At 44.1% G+C, this 23874-nt stretch carries 22 protein-coding genes; 1 reads left to right on the top strand and 21 read right to left on the bottom strand.

What is annotated here, in order from left to right; translation table 11 throughout:
- Positions 1 to 220 precede the first annotated feature (220 nt).
- The 17 genes from BDR01S_RS18150 to BDR01S_RS18060 all read right to left on the bottom strand — a co-directional run bounded on the left by BDR01S_RS18150 (position 221) and on the right by BDR01S_RS18060 (position 16895).
- Positions 221 to 658, bottom strand: coding sequence for a low molecular weight protein arginine phosphatase (locus tag BDR01S_RS18150; RefSeq protein ID WP_066248658.1), 438 nt, complete (start codon positions 656 to 658; stop codon positions 221 to 223).
- 86 nt (positions 659 to 744) lie between these two features.
- The gene (locus tag BDR01S_RS18145; RefSeq protein ID WP_066248661.1) at positions 745 to 1302 is read right to left on the bottom strand and encodes a manganese efflux pump MntP; all 558 of its coding nucleotides are present in this window, start codon (positions 1300 to 1302) and stop codon (positions 745 to 747) included.
- A gap of 315 nt (positions 1303 to 1617) precedes the next feature.
- On the bottom strand, positions 1618 to 2661 hold the full coding sequence (locus BDR01S_RS18135) for an L-threonylcarbamoyladenylate synthase (RefSeq protein WP_066248667.1): 1044 nt from the start codon (positions 2659 to 2661) through the stop codon (positions 1618 to 1620).
- Positions 2662 to 2845: 184 nt separating this feature from the next.
- Complete coding sequence (locus BDR01S_RS18130; RefSeq protein ID WP_066248672.1) at positions 2846 to 3292, bottom strand: GNAT family N-acetyltransferase; 447 nt, start codon at positions 3290 to 3292, stop codon at positions 2846 to 2848.
- Between the two features lie 150 nt (positions 3293 to 3442).
- Entirely contained in the window at positions 3443 to 4399 is a 957-nt protein-coding gene (spoIIR, locus tag BDR01S_RS18125) for a stage II sporulation protein R (protein WP_066248675.1), read from the bottom strand.
- A gap of 131 nt (positions 4400 to 4530) precedes the next feature.
- Positions 4531 to 5514 carry a peptide chain release factor N(5)-glutamine methyltransferase gene (gene prmC / locus BDR01S_RS18120; protein WP_439951487.1) on the bottom strand — a complete coding sequence of 328 codons (984 nt, stop codon included), beginning with the start codon at positions 5512 to 5514 and terminating at the stop codon, positions 4531 to 4533.
- Positions 5474 to 6547: a peptide chain release factor 1 gene (gene prfA, locus BDR01S_RS18115; RefSeq protein WP_066248680.1), complete on the bottom strand. Its 1074-nt coding sequence runs from the start codon at positions 6545 to 6547 to the stop codon at positions 5474 to 5476. Before prfA ends, prmC begins: the two co-directional genes overlap by 41 nt.
- 182 nt (positions 6548 to 6729) lie before the next feature.
- Entirely contained in the window at positions 6730 to 8244 is a 1515-nt protein-coding gene (locus BDR01S_RS18110) for a DHA2 family efflux MFS transporter permease subunit (protein ID WP_066248682.1), read from the bottom strand.
- Positions 8245 to 8264: 20 nt separating this feature from the next.
- Positions 8265 to 8888: a TetR/AcrR family transcriptional regulator gene (locus tag BDR01S_RS18105; RefSeq protein WP_066248687.1), complete on the bottom strand. Its 624-nt coding sequence runs from the start codon at positions 8886 to 8888 to the stop codon at positions 8265 to 8267.
- Positions 8889 to 9016: 128 nt separating this feature from the next.
- The gene (locus tag BDR01S_RS18100) at positions 9017 to 9535 is read right to left on the bottom strand and encodes a hypothetical protein (RefSeq protein ID WP_066248689.1); all 519 of its coding nucleotides are present in this window, start codon (positions 9533 to 9535) and stop codon (positions 9017 to 9019) included.
- Positions 9536 to 9836: 301 nt separating this feature from the next.
- Entirely contained in the window at positions 9837 to 10454 is a 618-nt protein-coding gene (locus tag BDR01S_RS18095; protein WP_066248692.1) for a thymidine kinase, read from the bottom strand.
- Between the two features lie 107 nt (positions 10455 to 10561).
- Positions 10562 to 10780 (bottom strand): 50S ribosomal protein L31, encoded by a 219-nt coding sequence (gene rpmE, locus BDR01S_RS18090; protein WP_066248695.1) that lies wholly within the window; start codon positions 10778 to 10780, stop codon positions 10562 to 10564.
- A gap of 201 nt (positions 10781 to 10981) precedes the next feature.
- Complete coding sequence (gene rho / locus BDR01S_RS18085) at positions 10982 to 12247, bottom strand: transcription termination factor Rho (RefSeq protein WP_066248698.1); 1266 nt, start codon at positions 12245 to 12247, stop codon at positions 10982 to 10984.
- A 314-nt stretch (positions 12248 to 12561) separates the two neighbouring features.
- The gene (glpX, locus tag BDR01S_RS18080) at positions 12562 to 13524 is read right to left on the bottom strand and encodes a class II fructose-bisphosphatase (protein WP_066248699.1); all 963 of its coding nucleotides are present in this window, start codon (positions 13522 to 13524) and stop codon (positions 12562 to 12564) included.
- Positions 13525 to 13768: 244 nt separating this feature from the next.
- Positions 13769 to 15055: a UDP-N-acetylglucosamine 1-carboxyvinyltransferase gene (murA, locus tag BDR01S_RS18075; protein ID WP_066248702.1), complete on the bottom strand. Its 1287-nt coding sequence runs from the start codon at positions 15053 to 15055 to the stop codon at positions 13769 to 13771.
- Between the two features lie 363 nt (positions 15056 to 15418).
- Positions 15419 to 16276: a class II fructose-bisphosphate aldolase gene (locus BDR01S_RS18065; protein ID WP_066248707.1), complete on the bottom strand. Its 858-nt coding sequence runs from the start codon at positions 16274 to 16276 to the stop codon at positions 15419 to 15421.
- Positions 16277 to 16523: 247 nt separating this feature from the next.
- Positions 16524 to 16895 (bottom strand): response regulator, encoded by a 372-nt coding sequence (locus tag BDR01S_RS18060; protein ID WP_066248710.1) that lies wholly within the window; start codon positions 16893 to 16895, stop codon positions 16524 to 16526.
- Between the two features lie 169 nt (positions 16896 to 17064).
- Between BDR01S_RS18060 and BDR01S_RS18055 the strand changes: the two genes are divergently transcribed.
- The gene (locus tag BDR01S_RS18055; protein WP_066248712.1) at positions 17065 to 17571 is read left to right on the top strand and encodes a DUF2529 family protein; all 507 of its coding nucleotides are present in this window, start codon (positions 17065 to 17067) and stop codon (positions 17569 to 17571) included.
- Positions 17572 to 17665: 94 nt separating this feature from the next.
- On the opposite strand, the gene pyrG is transcribed toward BDR01S_RS18055, so the two are convergent.
- The 4 genes from pyrG to icmF all read right to left on the bottom strand — a co-directional run bounded on the left by pyrG (position 17666) and on the right by icmF (position 23841).
- Entirely contained in the window at positions 17666 to 19261 is a 1596-nt protein-coding gene (gene pyrG / locus BDR01S_RS18050) for a CTP synthase (protein WP_066248717.1), read from the bottom strand.
- 213 nt (positions 19262 to 19474) lie between these two features.
- Positions 19475 to 20050: a DNA-directed RNA polymerase subunit delta gene (rpoE, locus tag BDR01S_RS18045; protein ID WP_066248719.1), complete on the bottom strand. Its 576-nt coding sequence runs from the start codon at positions 20048 to 20050 to the stop codon at positions 19475 to 19477.
- A gap of 195 nt (positions 20051 to 20245) precedes the next feature.
- The gene (locus BDR01S_RS18040; protein ID WP_066248721.1) at positions 20246 to 20443 is read right to left on the bottom strand and encodes a hypothetical protein; all 198 of its coding nucleotides are present in this window, start codon (positions 20441 to 20443) and stop codon (positions 20246 to 20248) included.
- Positions 20444 to 20592: 149 nt separating this feature from the next.
- Positions 20593 to 23841: a fused isobutyryl-CoA mutase/GTPase IcmF gene (gene icmF / locus BDR01S_RS18035; protein ID WP_066248725.1), complete on the bottom strand. Its 3249-nt coding sequence runs from the start codon at positions 23839 to 23841 to the stop codon at positions 20593 to 20595.
- Between the last annotated feature and the right edge of the window lie 33 nt (positions 23842 to 23874).

Genomic DNA, 23874 nt, shown 5'->3' with positions numbered 1-23874 from the left:
AGATTCCGCCTATTTACTCGAAAAATTCGAAAAGGGAAGATTTTTCTTTGCATAGCCGGAAAACCTCCGCTTATATACCCCGAAACAAGCACCATTTTGCATTTTACCGGAAAATCTCCGCTTATTTTACATTTACTGGTTACTCGACTAAGGACAAGATATCTCAAAACGGAACCCTATATAAAAATAAAAGCCCTCTTTTCAAAAAAGAGAGCCTGAGTTACTTTAGTTTTCCAATCGCTTTGTCAATTAATCCATTTAGTTCACGAAAAGTTTCTTCGTACATTGCTAGGCTTCCACCGTAAGGGTCGACCACATCTGAACCTGAGCCTTCATCGCTGTATTCCTTTAAAGTAAATACTTTTTGCCCCATCTGCGGGTATTGCTGCAGAATGGCCATCTTATGTGAGAATGTCATCGTGAGGATGACGTCGGCCCATTCGACCTCGGCACGGGTTAACAAGCTGGAGCGGTGATTGTGTGCAATCCCATTGTCCTCCAACACCTTTTTCGCATGAGTGGAAGCCTCACTGCCGTTCGCAGCATAGATTCCTGCTGACCGCACCTCGACCCTGTCAATTTGTTTATTTTTCAAAATTGCTTCGGCCATAGGACTCCTACATGTATTTCCTGTACATACAAATAAAATGCGCTGCAATGTGTTTGCCTCCTTACTCAAGATCTTATGTAATTTATTTTATCATATTTAAGTTTGGGATTCGAAAGGGTTAGCCTATCCGCCTGTTACCAGAAGGGGACAAGCAGTTTTAAGCCGAAGGCTAGTAAAATTGCACCGCCAATAGCCTCGCTGTAAGACCCGACCCAGCCCTGCATCTTGCGGCCAAGCAGCAGTCCAGCCCAGGTTTGCACGGTTGCCATGATTCCAAAGCACAAAATAACCATAATTGTCTTGGCCCCGTATATCCCTAAGGTAAGTCCCACGGAAAAACTATCAAGACTTACGCTCAAGGCAAACAGCAGCAAGCCGAAACCAATCGGAGAAATGACTTTCTCCTCACCCTTTTTCAGGGTCGACCACACCATTTGCACCCCCAGCAGAACCAGCAGAAAGCCACCAATAAAGGTCGCAAAGGTACCAAACTTCTCAGATAAAAATTTTCCCGCAACTAAGCCAAGCAGCGGCATCCATACGTGGAATAAGCCAATCGTGATGCCAATATTAAAAATTTTCCGAAGCCGAAGTTTGTACATTCCCATGCCAAGTCCGACTGAAAATGCATCCATCCCTAGTGCAAACGCCATTAATATTAGAGTAACTATTTCGCCAACCATTTCAGACATGCTGCCCCCGCCTCCTTGGACTAACTACCCTAGCATATGCAAGTCCTAATAAAATTAGAAGTCTGGTTGGGGAACTGAAAATTTGATTACTTACGTCTATTATAGCGCGCAAATCGTCTAGGAGTTTCCAAAATTTGTTACATAATAGTGCCTGACACCACAATAATTCGGGTTTAACCACAACTTCAAATTTGGTGCCTGACACCAATAATTTCGCCCCCGCCAAGTTGATGCCAAACACCGATATTTTCGTCCCTACCAAGTTGGTGCCTGACACCAAAAAAACACCAGGTCCCCTTGGCGGAGAACCTGGTGTTATTCAGCAATCAACTTATTTCCAGCCGCCTTTTGCAGGCGGTTCATAATTGCATTTCCGACACCTTCGTTCGGAAATACCTCACTGAAAATGATATCAACCTGTTCCAAATTAAATTTTCGCAGCGTATCATAAAGCGCCGTGGCGACCGTTTCCAGTTCCGCCCGCTTCCCGCAGGCAAGCACCACATCTGCCTCCAATACATCAACCTGCTCTTCCGTTGTCAGCACCCCGACCCGCAAACCCTCCATTCGCTTTTCTTCTACTAAACTCTGGAGAAATTGCGTGGTGCCTGACACCATAAATAACGGTGCATTCGGGGCATAGTGTTGGTATTTCATGCCCGGGGCTTTTGGCCGGGCCGCCTCATCGGTTAATGCGGCATCGACACGAACTTCTCCGATTACGCCCTCGAGCTGCTCCTTTGTTACCCCGCCTGGTCGGAGGATCACTGGAATGGCTTCCGTGCAATCGATGACTGTTGATTCAACGCCAATCCCTGTCGCGCCTCCGTCAATCACGCCGGCAATTCTTCCATTTAAATCGTCCAAGACATGCTGGGCATTGGTTGGACTCGGCTTGCCTGAGCTGTTGGCACTCGGGGCGGCAATCGGCAGTCCACAGCTTTTCAACAATGCCAGTGCGACCGGGTGGTCCGGCATCCTCACTGCGACCGTCTCCAGCCCAGCCGTGGCCGACTCCGCTAGCACGCCTTCTTTCTTTTTAAAAATAATCGTCAGCGGGCCCGGCCAAAACGCCTCCATTAAAACTTCAGCCTTGTCGGGAACCTCTGCCACAAATGTGCTCAACTGTTTTTTTTCCGCAATGTGGATAATTAGTGGATTATCACTCGGCCTGCCTTTGGCTACAAAAATCTTTGCTACCGCCACATCGCTTGTAGCGTTGCCTCCAAGACCATAAACCGTCTCAGTGGGGAGGGCAACCACTTCATTATCCCGTAAAAAATTAGCTGCATCCACAACTTGTGGATTATTTTCAAGATTATCCACATACTTATCCACTTTCCAAACTTTTGTGTTCATAGTTATCCACCTTTATCACAAATGAGTCTTTTAGCGAAATTTGGCGAATTTAGTCACTTAGACTCATATTTTTAACTCAATACGTTTGAAAGTATAAAAGAAGGTGGGTATAAAAACAAGTGTTATCCACAAATTGTGTACAACTTTCCTTAAAAAGTGGATAACTTTGTGGATATATCCACAATTATAGTGAAAATTTTAAAAATAAAGAGTTATCCACATTTAAAACGTGTCGAATGTGTTCAGATTGATAAAATTCACCGGGTATTTCCGCCCGATCAATTCTCTGGAAGCCCATTATTTCAAAAAACGGCAAGGCTACGCTCTTATTCGTTGCCAAAAACAAACCTTTTATCCCTTTTTCTTTTGCTAATTGCATCATTTGATCAAAAAGAATGAAGATTTCCTTTTCCGCTTGTCCAGGTGAAACCACGAGCGAACGCAAGAGGCCAAATTCAGTGAAGGCCTCCATCCCAAGCGAACCCTTTATTGTGCCATGCTCATTTTCAAGCAACAAAAAATAATCAATCGTTTCTTCTGTCAGTCCATCCGTCCCAAGTTTGGCTCTAGATAAAAACTCTCGTAAACCGTCCAAATCTTGTTTAGTTGCTCTACGTATTAATGCCTGCATCCCATCCACCTCTTTTTTAAGATTCTACTCTATGAATATGGATGAGATAGAAAAAATAGAACTGCTAGATTGCAGGAATCTAGTAAAATTTCATAAAGCAAACAATCGCCGTTTATCACGTGAAAAAACCAGCCCCTGGTTGGAACTGGTCTAATTAAACATCTTTTCCCACATCTCTACGACGAAAAACTTCACTTCAACCGGCTTCTCATCTTCTGAGGCATACACAGGCGCTGCCTTTTCAGCTACCTTTACCGTCTCTTCCGCATCTTCAATCACGATTTCATTGAACACGGGCGCATTTTTTTCAATCAGCCGCTCCGGTTTCTTCATCTCTACTTCGGCATCAGTTGCCGCTTTTTTAGCCTTTACCACAACTGCCTTCGGTTCCTCTGTTACCACCTTAACTTCTTTCGATCCACCCGTACTTGTTTCCTCTTTCTCAACCTCTTTTGTTTCACTCGAACTTACTTCCACTTTTTCAGTCGTAATCTTTTTCGGTTTCTCACTAGAGCTTGCTTCCTTTTTTACTTTTTCAACTCGCTTATCAGGACTGCCAGCTTTTGCATGAGCCTTTTTCTCCTCCTCAAAGCCATCACTCACCGCGACGCCATTTGAAAAATCAAGGAAGCATAAGGGCGGATAAAGCACACACCACCAGTTCGCGCCTTCCCCGCTCCCGAGCGTAATCAATATCGCTTGATACTCACCAGCAGGATATAAAAATTGACCATATAATTTCGTCGGAAACTGAACCTTGCCAAACTTGACGTTCACCGATTGATTGGACCCTTGCTCCCGGACCACCTGTTCCGAAATCGCTTGAATCTCAGGAAGCTTCGCCTTGATGACCGTTCTTGCTTTTTCCATCGACGTTAAATCCTGCACCCACAGTGTAATCTGCGCGTTCACCGCATCGCGCACCTTCCGCTTAATGGCCTGGTCCTCTTCAAAATCACTATTTGCAAGAATCCTGAGCCGAATCGCTTCACCCGGAATCACAATCGATTCCTTCGCAGCTGCTTCCGTCTTCGGCATATATAAACTCAACATTGTCCCTAAAGACAACACGATTAGATAACTCCAAACCACTATTTTACTTCTCATTCTAGCACCGTCCCTTCGATATCTTCATTTTGGACAAAATGCCAGAATCTTAAACTATTAAATTTTGATATTTTCCATAAAGCAATGAGAATTCCTCCAGAAGTTTCCCTTCCTAAAAAAGCCCCGGGACTTTAAGCCCCGAAGCCGATTTCTGCAAACACCATGCGATCCTTGCCATTCAAATCATTTACTACCTCTACCTTTGCATCCTCAAAAGCTTTTTGCAAAAGCTCCGCTACCGCTTCGCCCTGGCCCGCTCCAATTTCGAAACCAACCAACGCTTGCTGCTCCAGCACCTGCGGCAGCTCAATCATAAAGCGGCGGTAAAAATCCAAGCCATCCGTCCCTGCAAACAAGGCCCGGTGCGGCTCATGCTCCGTCACAACCTCCGACATCGTTATCATGTCACCAAGCGGAATATACGGCGGATTTGAGAGGATCACATCAAACCTGGCCCCGCTCTCAATAAACGGACCCAGTAAATCGCCCTGAACAAACTCCACATCCGCCCCAAGCCGCAACGCATTCTCCCGCGCCACAGAGAGTGACGTCTCCGCAATATCAGTGCCTGACACCATTAACACTAGCCCGGCAGTGCTTTCGGTGCCTGACACCATTTCTACTTGCCCTGAGTTACTTTCGGTGCCTGACACCACCCGCAGTTCGGTTTCTTCGAGCTTCATGGTAATGGCGATGGCGCCGCTTCCTGTCCCGATATCTGCCAACCGGATAACCTGCTTACCGCCAAAAAGCTGCTTGATCCGTTGGAGTGCGCCGTAGACGAGTTCTTCCGTTTCCGGTCTCGGGATTAGCACCTCTTCATTGACGATAAACGGCCGTCCATAAAACTCCTCGGACCCGATAATATACTGCACCGGCGTACCCTTCACATGTTCAAACACTGCTTTTTCAAACTCGGCCCACACACCCGGCGCCAACTCATCCCGCACATTCGCAAACAACTGCGCCCGCGACATCCCTGTGAAATGGCGGAGCAACAGCTCGCCCGCATTCTCATCACGACTGGCAGAAACTAAAAAAGAAGAAGCCCATTGAAGAGCTTCATAGACTTTTTTACTCATTAGAGGCACTTTCCAGCCTGCGCGCTTGGTCATCCATAATCAGCGCATCGATGACATCATCGAGCTTACCTTCTAAAATTTGATCGAGCTTTTGAATCGTTAAACCGATGCGGTGATCCGTCACCCGGTTTTGCGGGAAGTTGTAGGTCCGAATCCGCTCCGAACGGTCACCCGTACCAACCGCTGATTTCCGAACAGAGTCATACTCCGCCTGTGCTTCCTGCTGATACTTATCATAAATCCGCGCTCGTAATACCTTCATCGCTTTATCTTTATTCTTATGCTGCGATTTCTCATCCTGAATCGAAACGACAATCCCAGTTGGAATATGCGTTAACCGAACCGCAGACATCGTTGTGTTAACTGACTGTCCACCGGCGCCACTCGATGCAAACGCATCAAAACGGATATCTTTATCGTTGATGTCCACTTCTAATTCTTCCGCTTCTGGCAAACAAACAACCGTCGCTGTCGACGTATGAATCCGGCCACTTGATTCCGTTTCTGGAACACGCTGCACACGGTGTGCCCCGTTCTCATACTTCAATTTCGAATAGGCACCCTGGCCGTTGATCATAAAGCTAATTTCCTTATAACCACCAAGACCCGTTGGATTCGCATCAATAAGGTCCGTCTTCCAGCCCTGCGCTTCCGCATAACGGCTGTACATGCGATACAAATTCCCAGCAAACAAGGCTGCTTCATCCCCGCCTGCAGCCCCGCGGATTTCAAAGATAACGTTCTTGTCATCATTCGGATCCTTCGGAATCAGGAGAAGCTTCATCTTCGCTTCTAACTCCACGATTTGTGCTTCCAGCTCATTAACTTCTTCCTTCACCATTTCACGCATATCCGCATCCAGCTTCTCATCAAGCATCGCCTTAGCATCCTGAAGCTGCGCGCGTACCTCTTTATATTCACGATAAGTTTGCACAGTTTCCTGTATATCAGATTGTTCTTTTGAATATTCACGAAGTTTTTTTGAATCATTAATAATTTGTGGGTCGCTTAAAAGTTCATTCAACTTATCATAACGATCTTCCACCGATTGAAGACGATCAAACACGGCCTATTCACCTCAATTTTTTGTCCATAACATTCTAATTATAGTATAGGTGAAAACAACCGTCAAAACCAAATTCTAGTGGGATATTTTTTCGCAAGAGATTTTTCGATCAAAATAGAAAAGAGCTGGCTCACCGTCGTCACGATAAGCCAGCTTGAAAGAACATTTCACTCAAAATTTATTTATTGAATGGCTGCAGGCTTCATTTGTTTGTTCCCTTGCTGTTCCAACTGTCTAACCACTTCTTCACTTGTATCCACACGTTTAACGAATACGGCTAATACGAGTGCGACAATATTAATGGCAAGTGCGACATAAAATGAATATTGAATACCTGCTAATAAAGCTTGCTTGGTTAATAGTGCAGTAGAAGCTTCTGTCAGAGTTGTCGGATCGACACCGGCCATTAGGCTTGTAGCTTCTGTTTTTGTTACTGAATTCATGATCGTAATAAGAATAGCGGTACCAATCGAACCAGATACTTGCTGCGCTGTATTATTGATTGCTGTACCATGTGGATTTAGGCGTGTTGGTAATTGATTTAGCCCGTTTGTCATGATTGGCATCATCACCATTGACATACCAAACATCCTTAGTGTGTAAACAAGAACAATATAGGTATAACTGGAATCGATTTGTAAGTTCGCTAGCATGTAAGTTGAAATCGCTGTAACCACAAGTCCGACTACCGCTAGAATACGAGGACCAAACTTATCAAATAATTTACCCGTAATTGGCATCATAATCCCCATCACAATCGCACCAGGCAGCATCATTAAACCAGAGTCAAGTGGTGAAATCCCCCGGACATTTTGTACATAAGCCGGTGTTAAAATCATACCGGAGAACATAGCAACTGCGTTCACGATCGCAATAATCGATCCAAGCGCAAACATTGGGTACTTGTAAACACGTAAATCCAATAATGGTTCTTTCATTTTTAATTGACGAACAATGAAGGCAATGAGCGCAATACCACCCACGATTAACGTTGTTAAGACGATTCCATCTGTCCAACCATCTGAACTCGCTGAACTAAAGCCGTATAGCAATCCCCCAAATCCAAGACTAGATAATACAACAGAAAAATAATCAAGTTTTGCACTTTTGTTTTGTTCCATTACATTTTCAAGTTTCCAAACAGCTAATAATAAACTAATTGCAGCTAACGGTAAAATCATTTCGAAAAGTACGCGCCAGTCATAGTACTCTACAATGTAACCTGATAAGGTAGGGCCAATTGCTGGGGCTGTGATCATAACTAATCCAAAAATACCCATCGCCGTCCCACGCTGTTCACGTGGAAAACTTACTAACATGATATTCATTAATAAAGGTCCCATGACCGAAGAACCGGCTGCCTGAATCATTCGCCCGGTGAGTAACAGTCCAAAGCTTGGAGCAAAGGCCGCAACTGCAGTCCCTAAGGTGAAAATCGCCATCGATGTAATAAATAAATGGCGATTTGAAAAGCGTGTTAATAAAAAGGCTGATGCAGGAATTAATATCCCGCTGACCAGCATATAGCCTGTCGATAACCACTGAACCGTTGAATAATCTTTTATATTTAAATCAACCATGATCGATGGCAGTGCTACATTTAATAGCGAGTTATTGAGAAAAGAAACCATTGCTCCTATAAATAAGATTGCAATCATTAAATATGGCGGTTTTCTTTGTTGTAATGCTGAATCCATCTTACCTATCCCCTTATCCTTTATTTAAACTCTTCTTTATAAAATCCTCTTTTTAGCAGGTCGATTTGCACACTATAATTCCTAAGCGCTTCTTCATCCGTCCATTCCTTTACAATCATTTGGATCAAATTTTGAAAGGTTACAGCACCCATAATTTTTAAAATATGGTATAGCTCTTGATCACTTTCGATATTTAAATGTTCTCTATTGATGAGGCTGATCGTATTTACAAACTGAGTTTTTTGATTTTGCTCATAAACATGATCGGCGAATGTTTTCTCCACTTTATAATTCATATTTAAAAAAGCATGTTTAAAAAAGTTTTGGTGTTCTTGATTTCTATTGAACGTTATCAAAAATTGAAATGACTCAATAAACGTCTCAAATAAATCCCCATTCTTTTCTTTAAGAAGACCAATAAATCGTTCATTATTTTTTTGAGCAAGTTGATTTAACAAGAAATAATATATATCCTCTTTATCCTCAAAATATTGATAAAAGCTCCCCCTTGGGATTCCCGCACTTTTGATGATATTTGCTATGGATGCTTCATGTAAAGGGACTCTGGAAAATTCCCCTTTAGCAGCATCAATTAATTTGTCCTGCTTATCTTTCGGCAAGTGAAAATAGGTTTGTTTTGGCATTATTTCTCTCCTATACGTATGTGACATCATGTCATAAACATATTATATATGACACCCTGTCATACGTCAATAAAAAAGTGACATCCCGTCATATAACTAAAAAAACATGCCCTGAAATTCAGAGCATGCTACCTACGATCTTCTTTTACACGCACCTCAACTTTATAGCGAGGCAACGCCTGAATCAGCTTGCGATGAAGCCTAGCTTCCGCATTAATTTTCCCCTGCTCAGATTGCATTCCCTTTTTATAAACAGAGACCCACATCCGGTCGCCATTAATCCAAATGGAATCTGCCGTAAACTCATCCGAATCTGCGATGACTTGTTTGGCCTTTTGAATATCATTGCCCTGATTGGTGGCACCAGCCTCCGACCCGCTTCCCGTCCGCTTTAGGTCAAGGAAGTTCGGATTTTGGTTGGTGATATCATCTTCAACCATATGCTGTTTGTTTTTGCCCCGGTTGGACATATTCGCAGGCGTATTGCCGTCGTTATCACGGTTGCGGTTGGAAATATAATTCGGTTTGGACTTGTCACTCTGTAAGTCATACGCCTCTTCTTTTCCATGATTCCCACCCTGATTCCCATTACAGCCGCCGACTAAAAATAACATCGTTAATGAGAGAAACAGCACAAATTTTTGCATCTTACACCTCCCATTACTATCATGCCCGGACTCCACTTAACAGAACGAGTGAAATCTTTCCAAGTTCCTGGGCATGATTCCGCCGAATCTGAAAAGAATTCCGCCAACTTCGTTATTTATTCCGCCAAACCTCACTGGAATTCCGCCATATCCATAAATGATTCCGCCAAACTATCCAACGATTCCGCCAACCGCTCAAATATCTCCTAAACAAACAAAAAAACTGCCCGAGAATCTTCTTCTCAGACAGTTTTCATATTGGTGTCAGGCACTAGTTATGTAAACTAAACCCACCCTGACGTTAGTTCGTTGCTTCTTGTTCGATTTTGGAGCGGTAGACGGCCGTTTTTGGTACTTCGTGGTGGTGACGGCAGCGAGGCTCGTACGCTTCTGAGGCACCAACTAAGATAACGGGATCATGATAGGATGCTGGATGTCCATCAATCAGACGCTGCGTCCGGCTCGAAGGCGAACCACACACTGAACAAACTGCCTGCAGCTTCGTCACTGATTCAGCAATCGCCATTAACGCCGGCATCTGCCCAAACGGCTCGCCGCGGAAATCCATATCCAGACCCGCACAAACGACGCGATGGCCGCTGTCAGCCAGTTGCTGAACCACCCGGAGAATCCCCTCATCAAAAAACTGAACCTCATCAATCGCAATAATATCGATATCCGCTTCAACGTGATGAAGAATCTCAATCGAATGAACAATTGGCTTCGCATCAAAAGAAGATCCATTATGGGAAACAACCGATTGATCGTGATAACGATTATCAATTTTCGGCTTAAATACAGCTATCTTTTGTTTGGCGAACTGAGCACGTCTCACGCGGCGAATCAATTCCTCCGATTTTCCAGAAAACATACTGCCACAGATAACCTCAACCCATCCGCTTTGCTTCATTAAATACATAAAAACGGCGTCTCCTTCCTAGCAAATCCATAAAATCTATTTCAAAAAGTAATTTATTTAAATAAAAAACAGGCAAGTAAATTGCTTCTTGCCTGTACTTTTTACAATTATTGTTGTGGTTGCTCAGTTTTGATGCCGTATTTTTTGTTGAAACGGTCAACACGTCCACCAGCTTCAGCGAATTTTTGACGACCAGTATAGAATGGATGACATTCTGAACAAGTTTCAACGCGAATTTCTTTCTTCACTGAACCAGTTTCAAAAGAGTTTCCGCATGCACAAGTCACCTGTACCATTTTATAATTTGGATGAATTCCTGCTTTCATTCTTTTCATCTCCTTCCGCCCTGAATCATTCGAAACAGAGTTATATTGAAGCGCTTGTCTAAACAGCACTTAATTACTAAAAACACACTGTTGTCATTATATCAAGTGCATCCCCATTTGGCAAGTTGGGATTTGTTGGTTTTTATTTTAAAATAATGAACCTATAAGTCCCTTAACTAGGGTTGTCTGATACCAAATTTACTAGGAACGTCTTGATTTCAACTCTTCTCCCAATTGGGCAAAGAACTCTTCATTCGACTTCGTTTGTCTTAACTTTTTCAAGAAGCGCTCAGCAAAATCTGGTGAATCTGACATTGATTTTCTGATTGCCCATAATTTATCCAAATGGTCTTTCGGAATCAGCAATTCTTCTTTACGCGTTCCCGAACGACGGATATCAAGCGCAGGGAAAATACGGCGCTCTGCCAGCTGACGATCCAGATGCAGCTCCATATTACCTGTCCCTTTAAATTCCTCATAAATGACGTCATCCATCCGCGAACCGGTATCGACTAAAGCCGTCGCAAGAATCGTCAAACTGCCGCCCTCTTCGATATTACGAGCTGCCCCGAAGAAACGCTTCGGACGGTGGAAGGCTGCAGGGTCAATACCACCGGAAAGTGTCCGGCCGCTTGGCGGAATGACAAGGTTGTAGGCACGAGCCAGACGGGTAATACTATCCATCAGGATGACCACATCGCGTTTGTGCTCGACTAAACGCATCGCACGGTCAAGAACCAATTCTGCGACTTTAATATGGTTTTCAGGTACTTCATCAAATGTCGAACTAACGACGTCACCGGCAACTGAACGCTCGATGTCGGTCACTTCTTCCGGACGTTCGTCGATTAACAGCATGATTAATTCTACATCCGGATGGTTCGTGGTGATGCTGTTGGCAATTTCTTTTAACAGCATCGTTTTACCAGCCTTTGGCGGTGCGACTATAAGTCCGCGCTGCCCAAAACCAACCGGTGCGACAACATCCATAATCCTCGTTGAAAGATGTTTTTGCTCGGTCTCGAGATTCATCATTCTGTTTGGATATAATGGTGTGAGGCCAGGAAAATAAACCCGTTCTTTCGCGGATTCCGGATCTTCACCGTTGACTGCTTCGACGTGCAATAGTCCATAATAACGCTCATTCTCTTTTGGAGGTCGTACCTTACCGGAAACTTTATCCCCATTACGAAGGTCGAAGCGGCGGATTTGCGAAGCAGAAATGTAAATATCCTCTGAGCTTGGCGAGTAATTAATTGGCCGTAAGAATCCAAATCCTTCTGATTGGATGATTTCTAGGACGCCTTCCATGAAAAAATAGCCCTGCTGTTCCGCACGGGATTTCAGGATGGCAAAAATTAATTCTTTTTTTGTTAATTTGCTGTAATAGGTCACTTTATATTCGCGAGCAAGCTCATAAAGTTCCTTCAGCTTCATACCTTCTAAACTTGATATTGTTAAGTCCATTTGTGCACCACACTTTTATTTTTTTCAATCAGATATTAATTAAGAGAGTTGAGGATTTGTGATAGAAGTAGACAAGAAATGAATAGAATTGCAGAAATAATGCATAAAACAATTACTATTTTACCCTCTATGCAAAAAATTAATCAACTTATTTTTCTATTTTCATTCATTGGGAATTTTTTCTGAGAAGGAGTTCGTTCAAAATTCCTAACCTGAGTTATAGGAGTTTTTTAATTTAAGAGACTAGACTGTGCGAATCTGCACACCCTAGTCTTATATCGGTGCCTGACACCAGCACCCGTTTGTTGCTGTATCTATTTAATCACTAAATGAGGTTTTTTCTTTAAGCTGTGACGACCTTCGACAAAGCGAACAGTGCCTGATTTGGCACGCATAACGATTGAGTGGGTCGAACCGTAGGATCCTTTAAATTGGACACCGCGCAGCAATTCTCCGTCGGTAATCCCTGTTGCAGCAAAAATGGCGTCATCCCCTTTGACAAGGTCCTCCATCCGTAGAACACGATTGACATCGAGTCCCATTTTGATGCAGCGCTCAAGCTCGGCATCATTTTGCGGCAATAGTTTACCGATGATTTCGCCGCCAAGACATTTTAAGGCAACGGCAGACAGAACACCTTCAGGAGCTCCGCCGGAACCAAAGAGAATATCAACACCGGTGTTATCAAATGCGGTATTAATCGCACCTGCCACGTCCCCGTCATTAATCAACTTGATTCTTGCTCCGGCTTCACGAAGCTGGGCAATGATATGCGCATGGCGCTCACGATTTAAGACCGTCGCCACGACATCCTCGATATCCTTATTCTTCGCTTTAGCGACAGCCTTTAGGTTGTCTAAAACAGAGGCATTGATATCAATATGTCCAACAGCTTCAGGACCCACCGCAATTTTTTCCATGTACATATCAGGAGCATGAAGAAGGTTGCCATGGTCGGCAATCGCAAGCACAGCCAAAGCGTTCCAGCCGCCTGATGCTAAAATATTGGTGCCTTCAAGCGGGTCAACGGCCACGTCTACACGCGGACCATAGCCTGTCCCCAATTTTTCGCCAATATAAAGCATCGGTGCCTCATCCATTTCCCCTTCACCAATGACAACAGTTCCCTTCATTGGCACGGTGTCAAACACATCGCGCATAGCCGAAGTAGCTGCACCGTCGGCTTCATCCTTTTTCCCGCGTCCCATCCAACGGGCTGAAGCTAGTGCTGCAGCTTCTGTGACACGGACAAGTTCCATCGTTAAACTTCTTTCCATCGGTCTCCCTCTCCCCTATGTCTATTGTTTATCTCCCGAACCTTGCTTTCTATCTAGCTCAACGCCGCAAAACCAAGGCGCTTCCGCTTTTCTATGTGTCTAGCTCCAGCGCCCCAGCGGCTAGTGTCCTTCGCTCTTTTCCCTTCGATAAGTCAAGCACGAATGCGCTACGCTCTTCGTGTTTCCTTTATCTTAGTCAAAGCGCTCCAGGCCATACGCCGCTGACCGGGGCGCTTTCGCTTTTCTATGTGTTTTTCATTTGCTCGACTTCTTCTTGTGTTAATGCTTCGCGCCAAATGGTCGCGCCGAGTCCGTTTAATTTTCCGACGAGGTCACTGTAGCCGCGGTCAATGTGCTCGAGGCCGGTTACTTCGGTAATTCCTTCGGCAATTAAACCAGCAATCACCAGCGCTGCGCCAGCCCGGAGGTCGCTTGCTTTTACTTTGGCACCTTGAAGTTGAATAGGGCCGTTAATAATCGCTGAGCGCCCTTCCACTTTAATATTGGCATTCATTCTTCTTAGTTCATCGATATGTTTAAAACGGGCACCATAAATGGTATCGGTCACGACACTTGAGCCCGCTGCTTTTGTTAGAAGGGATGTAAACGGTTGCTGCAGGTCGGTTGGAAAACCCGGATAAACGAGCGTTTTGATGTCGACAGCCTTTAGTTTCGTTGACCCATCGACAAACACTTGATCATCGCCCGACTCGACACGGACACCCATTTCGCGCAGTTTAGCAATTAATGATTCTAAATGCTGCGGGATGACATTGTCGATTAACACGCCTTCACCAACGGCAGCTCCTAAAATCATATAGGTACCAGCCTCGATTCGGTCTGGAATAATCGTGTGGCGGCAGCCATGGAGTGAATCGACCCCATCAATACGGATGACGTCGGTCCCTGCCCCTTTAATTTTTGCACCCATACTCGTTAACAGCGTTGCGACGTCAATGATTTCAGGTTCTTTCGCCGCATTTTCAATCACCGTCCGGCCTTTGGCCCGAACCGCTGCCAGCATAATATTAATCGTTGCTCCTACGCTGACCACGTCGAGATAAATACGGGCGCCGCGGAGCTCGTCCGCCCGCAGGTAAATCGCACCTTGTTCATTAGTGATTTGGGCCCCCAGCGCTTCGAAGCCTTTGATATGCTGATCAATCGGTCTTGGACCTAAATGACAGCCGCCAGGTAAGCCAATAACTGCCTTTTTGAACCGGCCGAGCATCGCACCCATTAAGTAATAAGAAGCACGGAGCTTTTTTACTTTCCCGTTTGGCAGGGGCATGGAAATCATCGTTGATGGGTCGACCGTCATATCGTTATCAGAGAGCTGGACTTTTCCGCCGATTTCTTCAAGGAGATCCTTCAAGATCGCAACGTCTGAAATGTCCGGCAATCCCTCAATTGTCACTGGTGATTCCGCTAAAATTGTTGCAGGAATTAACGCGACTGCACTATTTTTCGCACCGCTAATCCGAACGGTTCCCTTTAACGGATAGCCACCCGCAATTTTAAGTTTTTCCATTTCCGACTCCCTTCTAAGCCCTTCCTTATTACTAAATGAGGCTCTAGGTATATTTTTCCAACATGAATGGTCAAAATCCGACAGTTTGTCTATCCTTTAGTTTACACCAAAATTCTATTTTCAAGTATGGCAATTCAAATTTTTTTACACAAAATTGGAAAATTATTCCCATTTACAGGAATTCTACTCCTTCAAGAAGCCTTCAATCCCTTTTTGAAATTTGTTTTTCTCCTGTATTTTCGACAAAATTTTCAATTTTCTTTTTACAGACGGAAACCGCCCTTTTACCTAAGGACGGTTTCATTTTATCATAATTGGGACAAAGATGGAATGTAGTTAGACATTCGACATCTTTCCCGTATTTTAAGCTTTGCCTGCAGAACCGAATTCGCGGATTTTACCAATAACGGTCTCTTTGATTGCTTCGCGAGCAGGTCCTAAATATTTACGTGGATCATATTCTTCTGGCTTTGCAGCTAAAGCTTCACGAACAGCTTTTGCAGATGTGATTTGGTTTTCTGTGTTAACATTGATTTTCGCTGTTCCAAGTGAAACAGATTTTTGGATATCCTTTGTTGGGATTCCAGTTCCACCGTGAAGGACTAATGGAAGACCAGTAATGTTGCCGATTTCCTCCATTTCCTTGAAACCAAGGTTTGGTTCGCCTTTGTAAGGACCGTGAACAGAACCTAACGCAGGTGCAAGGCAGTCAATACCTGTGCGTTTTACAAGTTCTTCACATTCTTTTGGATCTGCGTAAATGACGCCTTCAGCGACAACATCGTCTTCTTGGCCGCCAACAGTTCCTAATTCTGCTTCAACAGAAACACCTTTTGAATGAGCATACTCAACTACTTTAGAAGTAATTTCGATATTTTCTTCAAATGAGTGGTGTGAAGCATCGATCATAACAGATGTGAAACCTGCATCAATCGCTTCTTTACACTTTTCAAAGCTTGAACCATGGTCAAGGTGAATTGCTACTGGAACAGTAACTTTCAAGTCTTCCATTAAGCCTTCAACCATTTTTACAACGGTTTTGAAGCCGGACATATAACGGGCAGCACCTTCAGATACTCCAAGGATCACTGGTGAGTTTTCAGCTTGGGCAGCTTGAAGAATTGCTTGTGTAAACTCCAGGTTATTTAAGTTGAATTGCCCAACCGCATAGCCCTCTGCTTTTGCTTTGATGAGCATCTCTTTCATTGAAACTAATGGCATTTCTCTTCCTCCTTAGTTTAGGTCGCTATCTTTTCAAAAAAAGGCCTTCCATATTAAGGTTTTCCCTCAATTTTACGGATTATGTATCACTTGAAAAAGATAAGCCGCCAGTAAAAAGTTCATATGTATCATATCAAACCGAGATTCGAAATGCCATTAATAAACCACAGTTTTATAAACTGTCATAATGAAAGCGCGCCCAATTATCTATTTTCACAGTTCTTATGTTTTTTATAAAAAAATAACGTTAATTCATCTTTTGAGGGATGTGTTTTCGAACGGCTGCCCGAATATCATCAATGTCAAACGGCTTGGCAAAATGAGTAATCGCGCCTAGGTCTTTTGCTTCTTGGATCATATCTAACTCGCCGTACGCTGTCATAATAATGACACGGATGTCCGGATCAATTACCTTCATTCGTTTTAAAATTTCAATTCCGTCCATTCCGGGTATTTTCATATCCAATAGGACAAGGTCAGGGTCATGTTTGGTGACAATTTCAAGTGCCTGAATGCCATTGGCAGCCTGGAAAGTCTGATACCCCTCTTTTTGAAATACCTCATTTAATAAAATTCGAATGCCGAACTGATCGTCAACGATTAAAATCTTTTCTTTCATAACTCCACCTCTTCCTTGTTTATTATTGCTAAATTTTTATCCAACTATCTATCACTTGTTATATTTCCCGATGGAAGCGACATTCTCCTGCAGATATTTTGATATTTTTCTTTTATTTTTGCAATATCGAAAAAATGCTTATAATAAGAAGTTGTAGAGGAGGGTTTTTATGTTAAAAATGTTTACGACTCAGGTAACCGGCCTGTTGAAGCGGATTGAGGAAAAAGAAGAATATGCCTTTGAGGATGGGGCTCGCTTGCTTGCTCAAGGGCCGATATATATTTTTGCCACAAAGGAAATGAAGGCGGTCGAGTATGAAGCCTTGGAAGGTGCAGAACCATTTAAGGATGTAAAGATTTTCAACGGGACTAAGGAATTAACGGAGGCTGACCGCGTGCTGATATTCACCCGTTATTCCACGGATGAGACTGCGCTTGAGGTGGCGAGGCAACTTCAGGAAAAGGCGATTCCGTTTGTGGCGGTGACTACCTCGGTTCCAGAGGGTGAGGAGTTGCTTGAATTAGCAGAGGTTGTGATTGATTTGCGGTTGACGAAAGGCTTGCTTCCGGATGATGAAGGAAATCGCTATGGATACCCGTCGTCGATGGCGGCGTTATTTGTTTATTACGGCTTGAAATTTACCATTGAGGAGATTTTAGCTGAATATGAAGAGTAAAACAGGGTGACGTGCCCTGTTTTTTTATTGCCCTGGATTATTTTTTAGGATAAAAAAACAGGACCAGCCAATTAAACTGGTCCTGCACACGAACTTATTTTTGTAAAGATGCTTTAATAAAGTCACGGAACAATGGCTGCGGGCGCGTTGGTCTTGAGACAAATTCCGGGTGGAACTGTGATGCCACGAACCACGGGTGATCGGCTAGCTCGACAATCTCCACTAAACGGCCGTCTGGACTTGTTCCGGAGAAAATAAACCCGGCTTCTTCCATTTCTTGGCGGAAGTGATTGTTAAACTCATAGCGATGACGATGACGCTCATAAACCACTTCATCCTGATACGCTTCAAACGCCTTCGTACCCTCTACCAGACGGGCTGGATAAAGACCTAAACGCAGCGTACCGCCCAAATCCTCCACATCCTTCTGCTCAGGCAGCAAATCAATAATTGGATAAGTGGTGTCCGCGTCAAACTCAGCGGAATGCGCCCCTTTTAATCCAAGCACATTGCGGGCAAATTCAATCGTTGCCAGCTGCATTCCTAAACAAATACCAAAGAACGGCTTCTTTTGCTCACGAGCATAGCGGGTTGCTTCAATTTTCCCTTCAATTCCGCGGTCACCGAAGCCACCTGGGACAAGGATTCCGTCAACATCATTCAGAAGCTCCGCTACATTTTCACGAGTAACCTCTTCCGAATTGATCCATTTGATTTCAACATCCGCATCAAATGCATAGCCGGCATGTTTCAGCGCCTCAACCACAGAAATATAGGCATCTTGAAGTTCTACGTATTTTCCGACTAGACCAATGCGTGTCTTGCTAGAAAGGTTAATCACGCGGTCAACCAGTGCTTTCCACTCGGTCATATCCGCTTTCTTCGTCACCAATTTCAAATGATCACAGACAATTTGATCCATATTTTGCTCTTGAAGCGCAAGTGGAATTGAATAAAGCGTATCCGCATCCATACATTCAATAACCGCTTTTGCATCAATGTCACAGAACAAGGCAATTTTATCCTTCATGTCCTGGGATACCGGCATTTCGGTACGAACCACAATAATATTTGGCTGAATCCCAAGGCTGCGCAGCTCTTTTACACTGTGCTGGGTCGGCTTGGTCTTCATTTCACCCGCTGCTTTAATATATGGAATCAGCGTACAGTGAATGTACATCACGTTTTCAGAACCGATATCACTCTTGATTTGGCGAATCGCTTCAAGGAATGGCAGGGATTCAATATCGCCAACCGTTCCGCCGATTTCCGTAATCACGACATCGGCATTCGTTTCTTTCCCGGCGCGGAAGCAGCGCTCTTTAATTTCATTGGTGATATGTGGAATAACCTGTACAGTTGCACCTAAATAATCGCCGCGGCGCTCTTTACGTAACACCGTCGAATAAATTTTTCCAGTGGTTACGTTGGAGTACTTGTTTAAGTTGATGTCGATGAAACGCTCATAGTGGCCTAAGTCCAAATCTGTTTCAGCGCCATCACCTGTAACGTATACTTCACCGTGCTGGTAAGGACTCATTGTTCCCGGGTCGACGTTAATGTATGGGTCAAATTTTTGAATGGTCACACTCACGCCCCGATTTTTCAATAAGCGTCCTAACGATGCTGCGGTAATTCCTTTTCCCAGTGATGAAACGACACCACCAGTTACAAAAATATATTTTGTCATAAATATTTCCCCCTCTTATACAGTTTGTACATTATTCAGTTGGTTTAAGGGTTTTTGTAAAAAAATATTTTCCTTACGCTCGAATAAAATTTTGAACAATAAAAAACGCCCGCCTACTTTTGGTAGGGAGCGTATTGTAAGTAAATAACGTATCGTCCTTTTTAAGGAGCCCAAAAAAGATTCTACAAGGGCACAATAAAAAAGTCAAGTCGATTAGTCTTTTTCTACTTCTTTCTCATCATCAAACACTTCTTCTTCTTCAAGGTCCTCATCGAGATCCTCATCTTCTTCATCTAACTCAATTTCAAGCTCATCCTCAATGACGTCATCATCATCGTCATCGTCAAACTCATCCACTTCGTCGATGTCGAGATCCTCTTCATCGTCCAGCAGATCATCCTCATCGTCAAAGTCATCAAAGTCATCCTCAATCTCATCCACTTCATCGAAGTCTTCAAGATCTTCTTCATCGACAACCTTCTTCGCCTTTTTCTTCTTAGGCTTCACAACTGTGACAACTTCTTCCTCAGCTGTATCGACTGGATACCAAACACGTAGTCCCCAGCGATTGCTTCCTAATGAAAGGAAACGGCCATCTACATTGATGTCGGTATAAAACTGTGCAAGTCTCGATTTAATCTCTTGCTCAGAAATCCCAGCTGCCTTCTTAATTTCCTTTATTAAATCACCAAAGGCAATCGGTTGTTTACTATTTTTCAAAAATTCAAAAGCCATTTCCATGAGGGAAAACTCTTGTAATTCCTCTTTTGAGTATTGTGCTAAACTCAATTTGGGCACTTCCTTTCTCTATTTAACACTCTTAAATGAGTGATTAACGGACAGATCAAAACCGTTGAATTAATATAAACGTGAGAATTGTCCAGCTCCAGCGCCAGTGTATGCGGCTGCTTGCTTTACCTGTAAAAATACATATTCTTCATTATAAACAAATTCTTCCGGTTTATGCTAGTGCTATCCGTTGTTTCACTTGAATTTTTGCGGATGAGTCTTTTTACTATCATTTTTCTCGGCCTGCTTCAGCTTTTTCATCTCCTTAATAGATATCACTAGAAAAAAGATTGCTAGCAGCAGGAACGAGATTGCACCTAACTGACGTTGATAGAGATAATTTAATGGCCAGGCACAAACAATTAAAACCAACAAAATATGAGTTAACTTCATTTGCTCACCTGCCCAAATCCCTCGTAATATGTACGCTAAATCATTATATAAGATTCACGCAAAATTTAATATCTCATAAAAAAAGATTTATTACAAAAATTGGTGTCAGGCACCATGTGAAATATTCACATGGTGCCTGACACCGTATTTTACATATTCCGTCTGTATTGTCCGCCCACTTCATAGAGTGCCCTCGTTATTTGTCCGAGGCTGGCGACCTTTACAGTTTCCATTAATTCTCCAAAAACATTGCCATTGTTAACAGCTGCCGCTTTCAAGCGATTCAATGCTTCTCCGGAAGCTGCTGCATGACTTTCTTGGAAGGCCTGTAAATTATGAATTTGCAATTCCTTCTCTTCGTAGGATGCACGAGCAATCTCCATATTATTGACATCTTCCGCGGACGGAGGATTCGGGTTCAAATACGTATTCACGCCAATAATCGGTAATTCACCGGTATGCTTTTTCATTTCATAATACATCGATTCATCTTGAATTTTACCGCGCTGGTACTGCGTTTCCATCGAACCAAGCACACCGCCGCGATCATTCAGACGCTCAAACTCTTGTAAAACTGCTTCCTCAACCAAGTCTGTTAACTCCTCGACAATAAACGAACCTTGGAGCGGATTTTCATTTTTTGATAAGCCATGCTCTTTGGTAATAATCATCTGAATCGCCATCGCCCGACGGACTGATTCTTCGGTTGGCGTCGTAATTGCTTCATCATAGGCATTTGTATGGAGTGAATTACAGTTATCTTGCAGGGCCATCAACGCCTGCAGTGTCGTCCGGATATCATTAAAATCAATTTCCTGAGCATGGAGCGAACGGCCCGACGTCTGAACATGATACTTCAATTTTTGGCTGCGCTCATTGGCACCATATTTATTGCGCATCACCGTTGCCCAAATCCTTCGTGCAACACGACCGATGACCGTATATTCAGGATCCAAGCCATTCGAGAAGAAGAACGACAGGTTCGGCGCAAAATCATCAATGTTCATCCCGCGGCTTAAATAATACTCTACAAACGTAAAGCCATTCGACAATGTAAACGCCAGCTGCGAAATTGGATTCGCGCCTGCTTCGGCAATATGATAACCGCTGATCGATACGGAATAGTAATTGCGCACTTGATGGTCAATGAAATATTGCTGAATATCGCCCATCATCCTTAAAGCAAATTCGGTTGAAAAAATACATGTATTTTGACCTTGATCTTCTTTTAAAATATCGGCTTGGACCGTACCGCGCACCGTCCGTAACGTATAAGCGCGAACTTCAGCAAATTCCTCAACCGTTAACATACGGCCAAGCTCCGCTTCCTTCTGTTGCACCTGCTGGTCAATCGCCGTATTCATAAACATCGCTAAAATAATTGGAGCCGGTCCATTAATCGTCATTGAAACGGATGTTGACGGATGGCAGAGGTCAAAGCCGTCATATAGCTTTTTCATATCATCCAACGTACAAACGTTAACGCCGCTTTCGCCGACTTTCCCGAAAATATCGGGGCGGTAATCGGGATCTGCCCCGTACAATGTTACCGAGTCAAACGCCGTACTTAACCGTTTCGCGGAATCATCCTTCGATAAATAATGGAAGCGGCGGTTCGTCCTCTCAGGTGTCCCCTCCCCGGCAAACTGCCGTTTCGGATCTTCACCCTCACGCTTAAACGGGAATACCCCTGCCGTATACGGGAACGAACCTGGCACATTTTCCTGGTAGACCCAGCGGAGAATTTCCCCGTAATCCTTATACTTTGGCAGCACCACTTTCGGAATATCAAGGCCAGATAAACTTTTCGATCGTAGTACCGTGATAATCTCTTTATCACGGATTCTTGTCACGAACTTGTCACCCGAATACGCTTCTCGTGTTTTAGACCACCCATCGAGAATCTTCCGTGATTCAGGTGTCAGTCGTGCTTCGGCTTCTTGCTTGACCGCTTCTAAAGCAGCAATCACTTCCGGCTGCTCCTTAACTGCTTCAATCGCCCCTTCTAACTGGAATAATTTCCGGGCAATATCCGCCTGTTCTTCCGCCTTCTTATGATAACTGCGCACCGTGTCGGATATCTCCCGTAAATAATAACGGCGGTCCGTTGGAATAATCACGTTCTGCTTTTCAACCAGGGTATTTTTACTAAAAGAAGTCACCAAGCTCGTGCCCATTTTATCATTTACTTTTTCAACAAGTGCCGCAAATAACGCATTCGTGCCCGGGTCATTAAACTGGCTCGCAATTGTCCCATAGACCGGCATCTCTTCAATCTCTTTTTCAAACAGCATATGACTGCGTTGGTACTGCTTTTGCACCTGACGCTTCGCATCCTCTGAGCCCTTACGCTCAAACTTATTGATGACAATCAAGTCGGCAAAATCAATCATATCAATCTTTTCAAGCTGTGACGGCGCCCCAAATTCACTCGTCATTACATACAAGGACACATCACAAATCTCAGTGATTTCCGCATCGCCCTGGCCAATCCCGCTTGTCTCAACAATCACGAGGTCAAAACCAGCGGCTTTCGTGACGGCAACTGCATCACTGATTGCCAGCGATAATTCACTTTTCGAATGCCGAGTCGCCAGAGAGCGCATGTACACATTCGGTGAAAAAATTGCATTCATGCGAATCCGGTCCCCGAGCAAGGCACCGCCCGTCTTTTGCTTCGTCGGGTCGACCGACAGAATCGCCACTTTTTTATCGGGCAATTCGTTAATAAAACGGCGGATCAATTCATCCGTTAATGAACTTTTCCCGGCACCGCCTGTTCCTGTAATTCCAATGACCGGAATCCTCTTCTCCAGTGATTTCACTTGGTCGAGTACCTGCTCAACCGTGGCCGCTGCCTCGTTCCGTTTATCGACATGAAGCTCAGCCAAAGTAATCAACTTCGCGACTGCATTGACATCACCCGACGGCAGCTTCTCCATTTGCTCCGCCACATCCGGCGGCACCGTCGCAAAATCGCACTCCTCCATCATCCGGTCAATCATCCCTTGCAGCCCCAGCCTGCGGCCATCCTCAGGTGAGAAAATCCACGAAATCCCGTACTCATGGAGCTCATCAATTTCCCGCGGGATGATGACGCCGCCGCCGCCGCCAAAAATGCGGATGTTCGGCGCACCTTTTTCTTTTAGCAAATCATACATATATTTAAAGTACTCAACATGACCGCCTTGATACGAAGAAATCGCAATCCCTTGGACGTCCTCCTGAATCGCCGCGTTGACAACCTCCTCGACCGAGCGATTATGACCAAGGTGAATAACCTCCGCCCCGCTCGCCTGCAGAATCCGCCTCATAATATTGATCGAAGCATCATGCCCGTCAAACAAACTTGAAGCTGTGACAAAGCGAATATGATGTTTAGGCTGATAATTCCCCATCGTTCTCCCCCTTTTTATAAAATTGAACTCGAA

Source organism: Neobacillus drentensis NBRC 102427 (genome assembly GCF_001591445.1).
Lineage (GTDB): Bacteria > Bacillota > Bacilli > Bacillales > Cytobacillaceae > Neobacillus > Neobacillus drentensis.
Note: the sequence above shows the minus strand (reverse complement) of the source record. Positions and strands in the feature narration are given on the sequence as shown.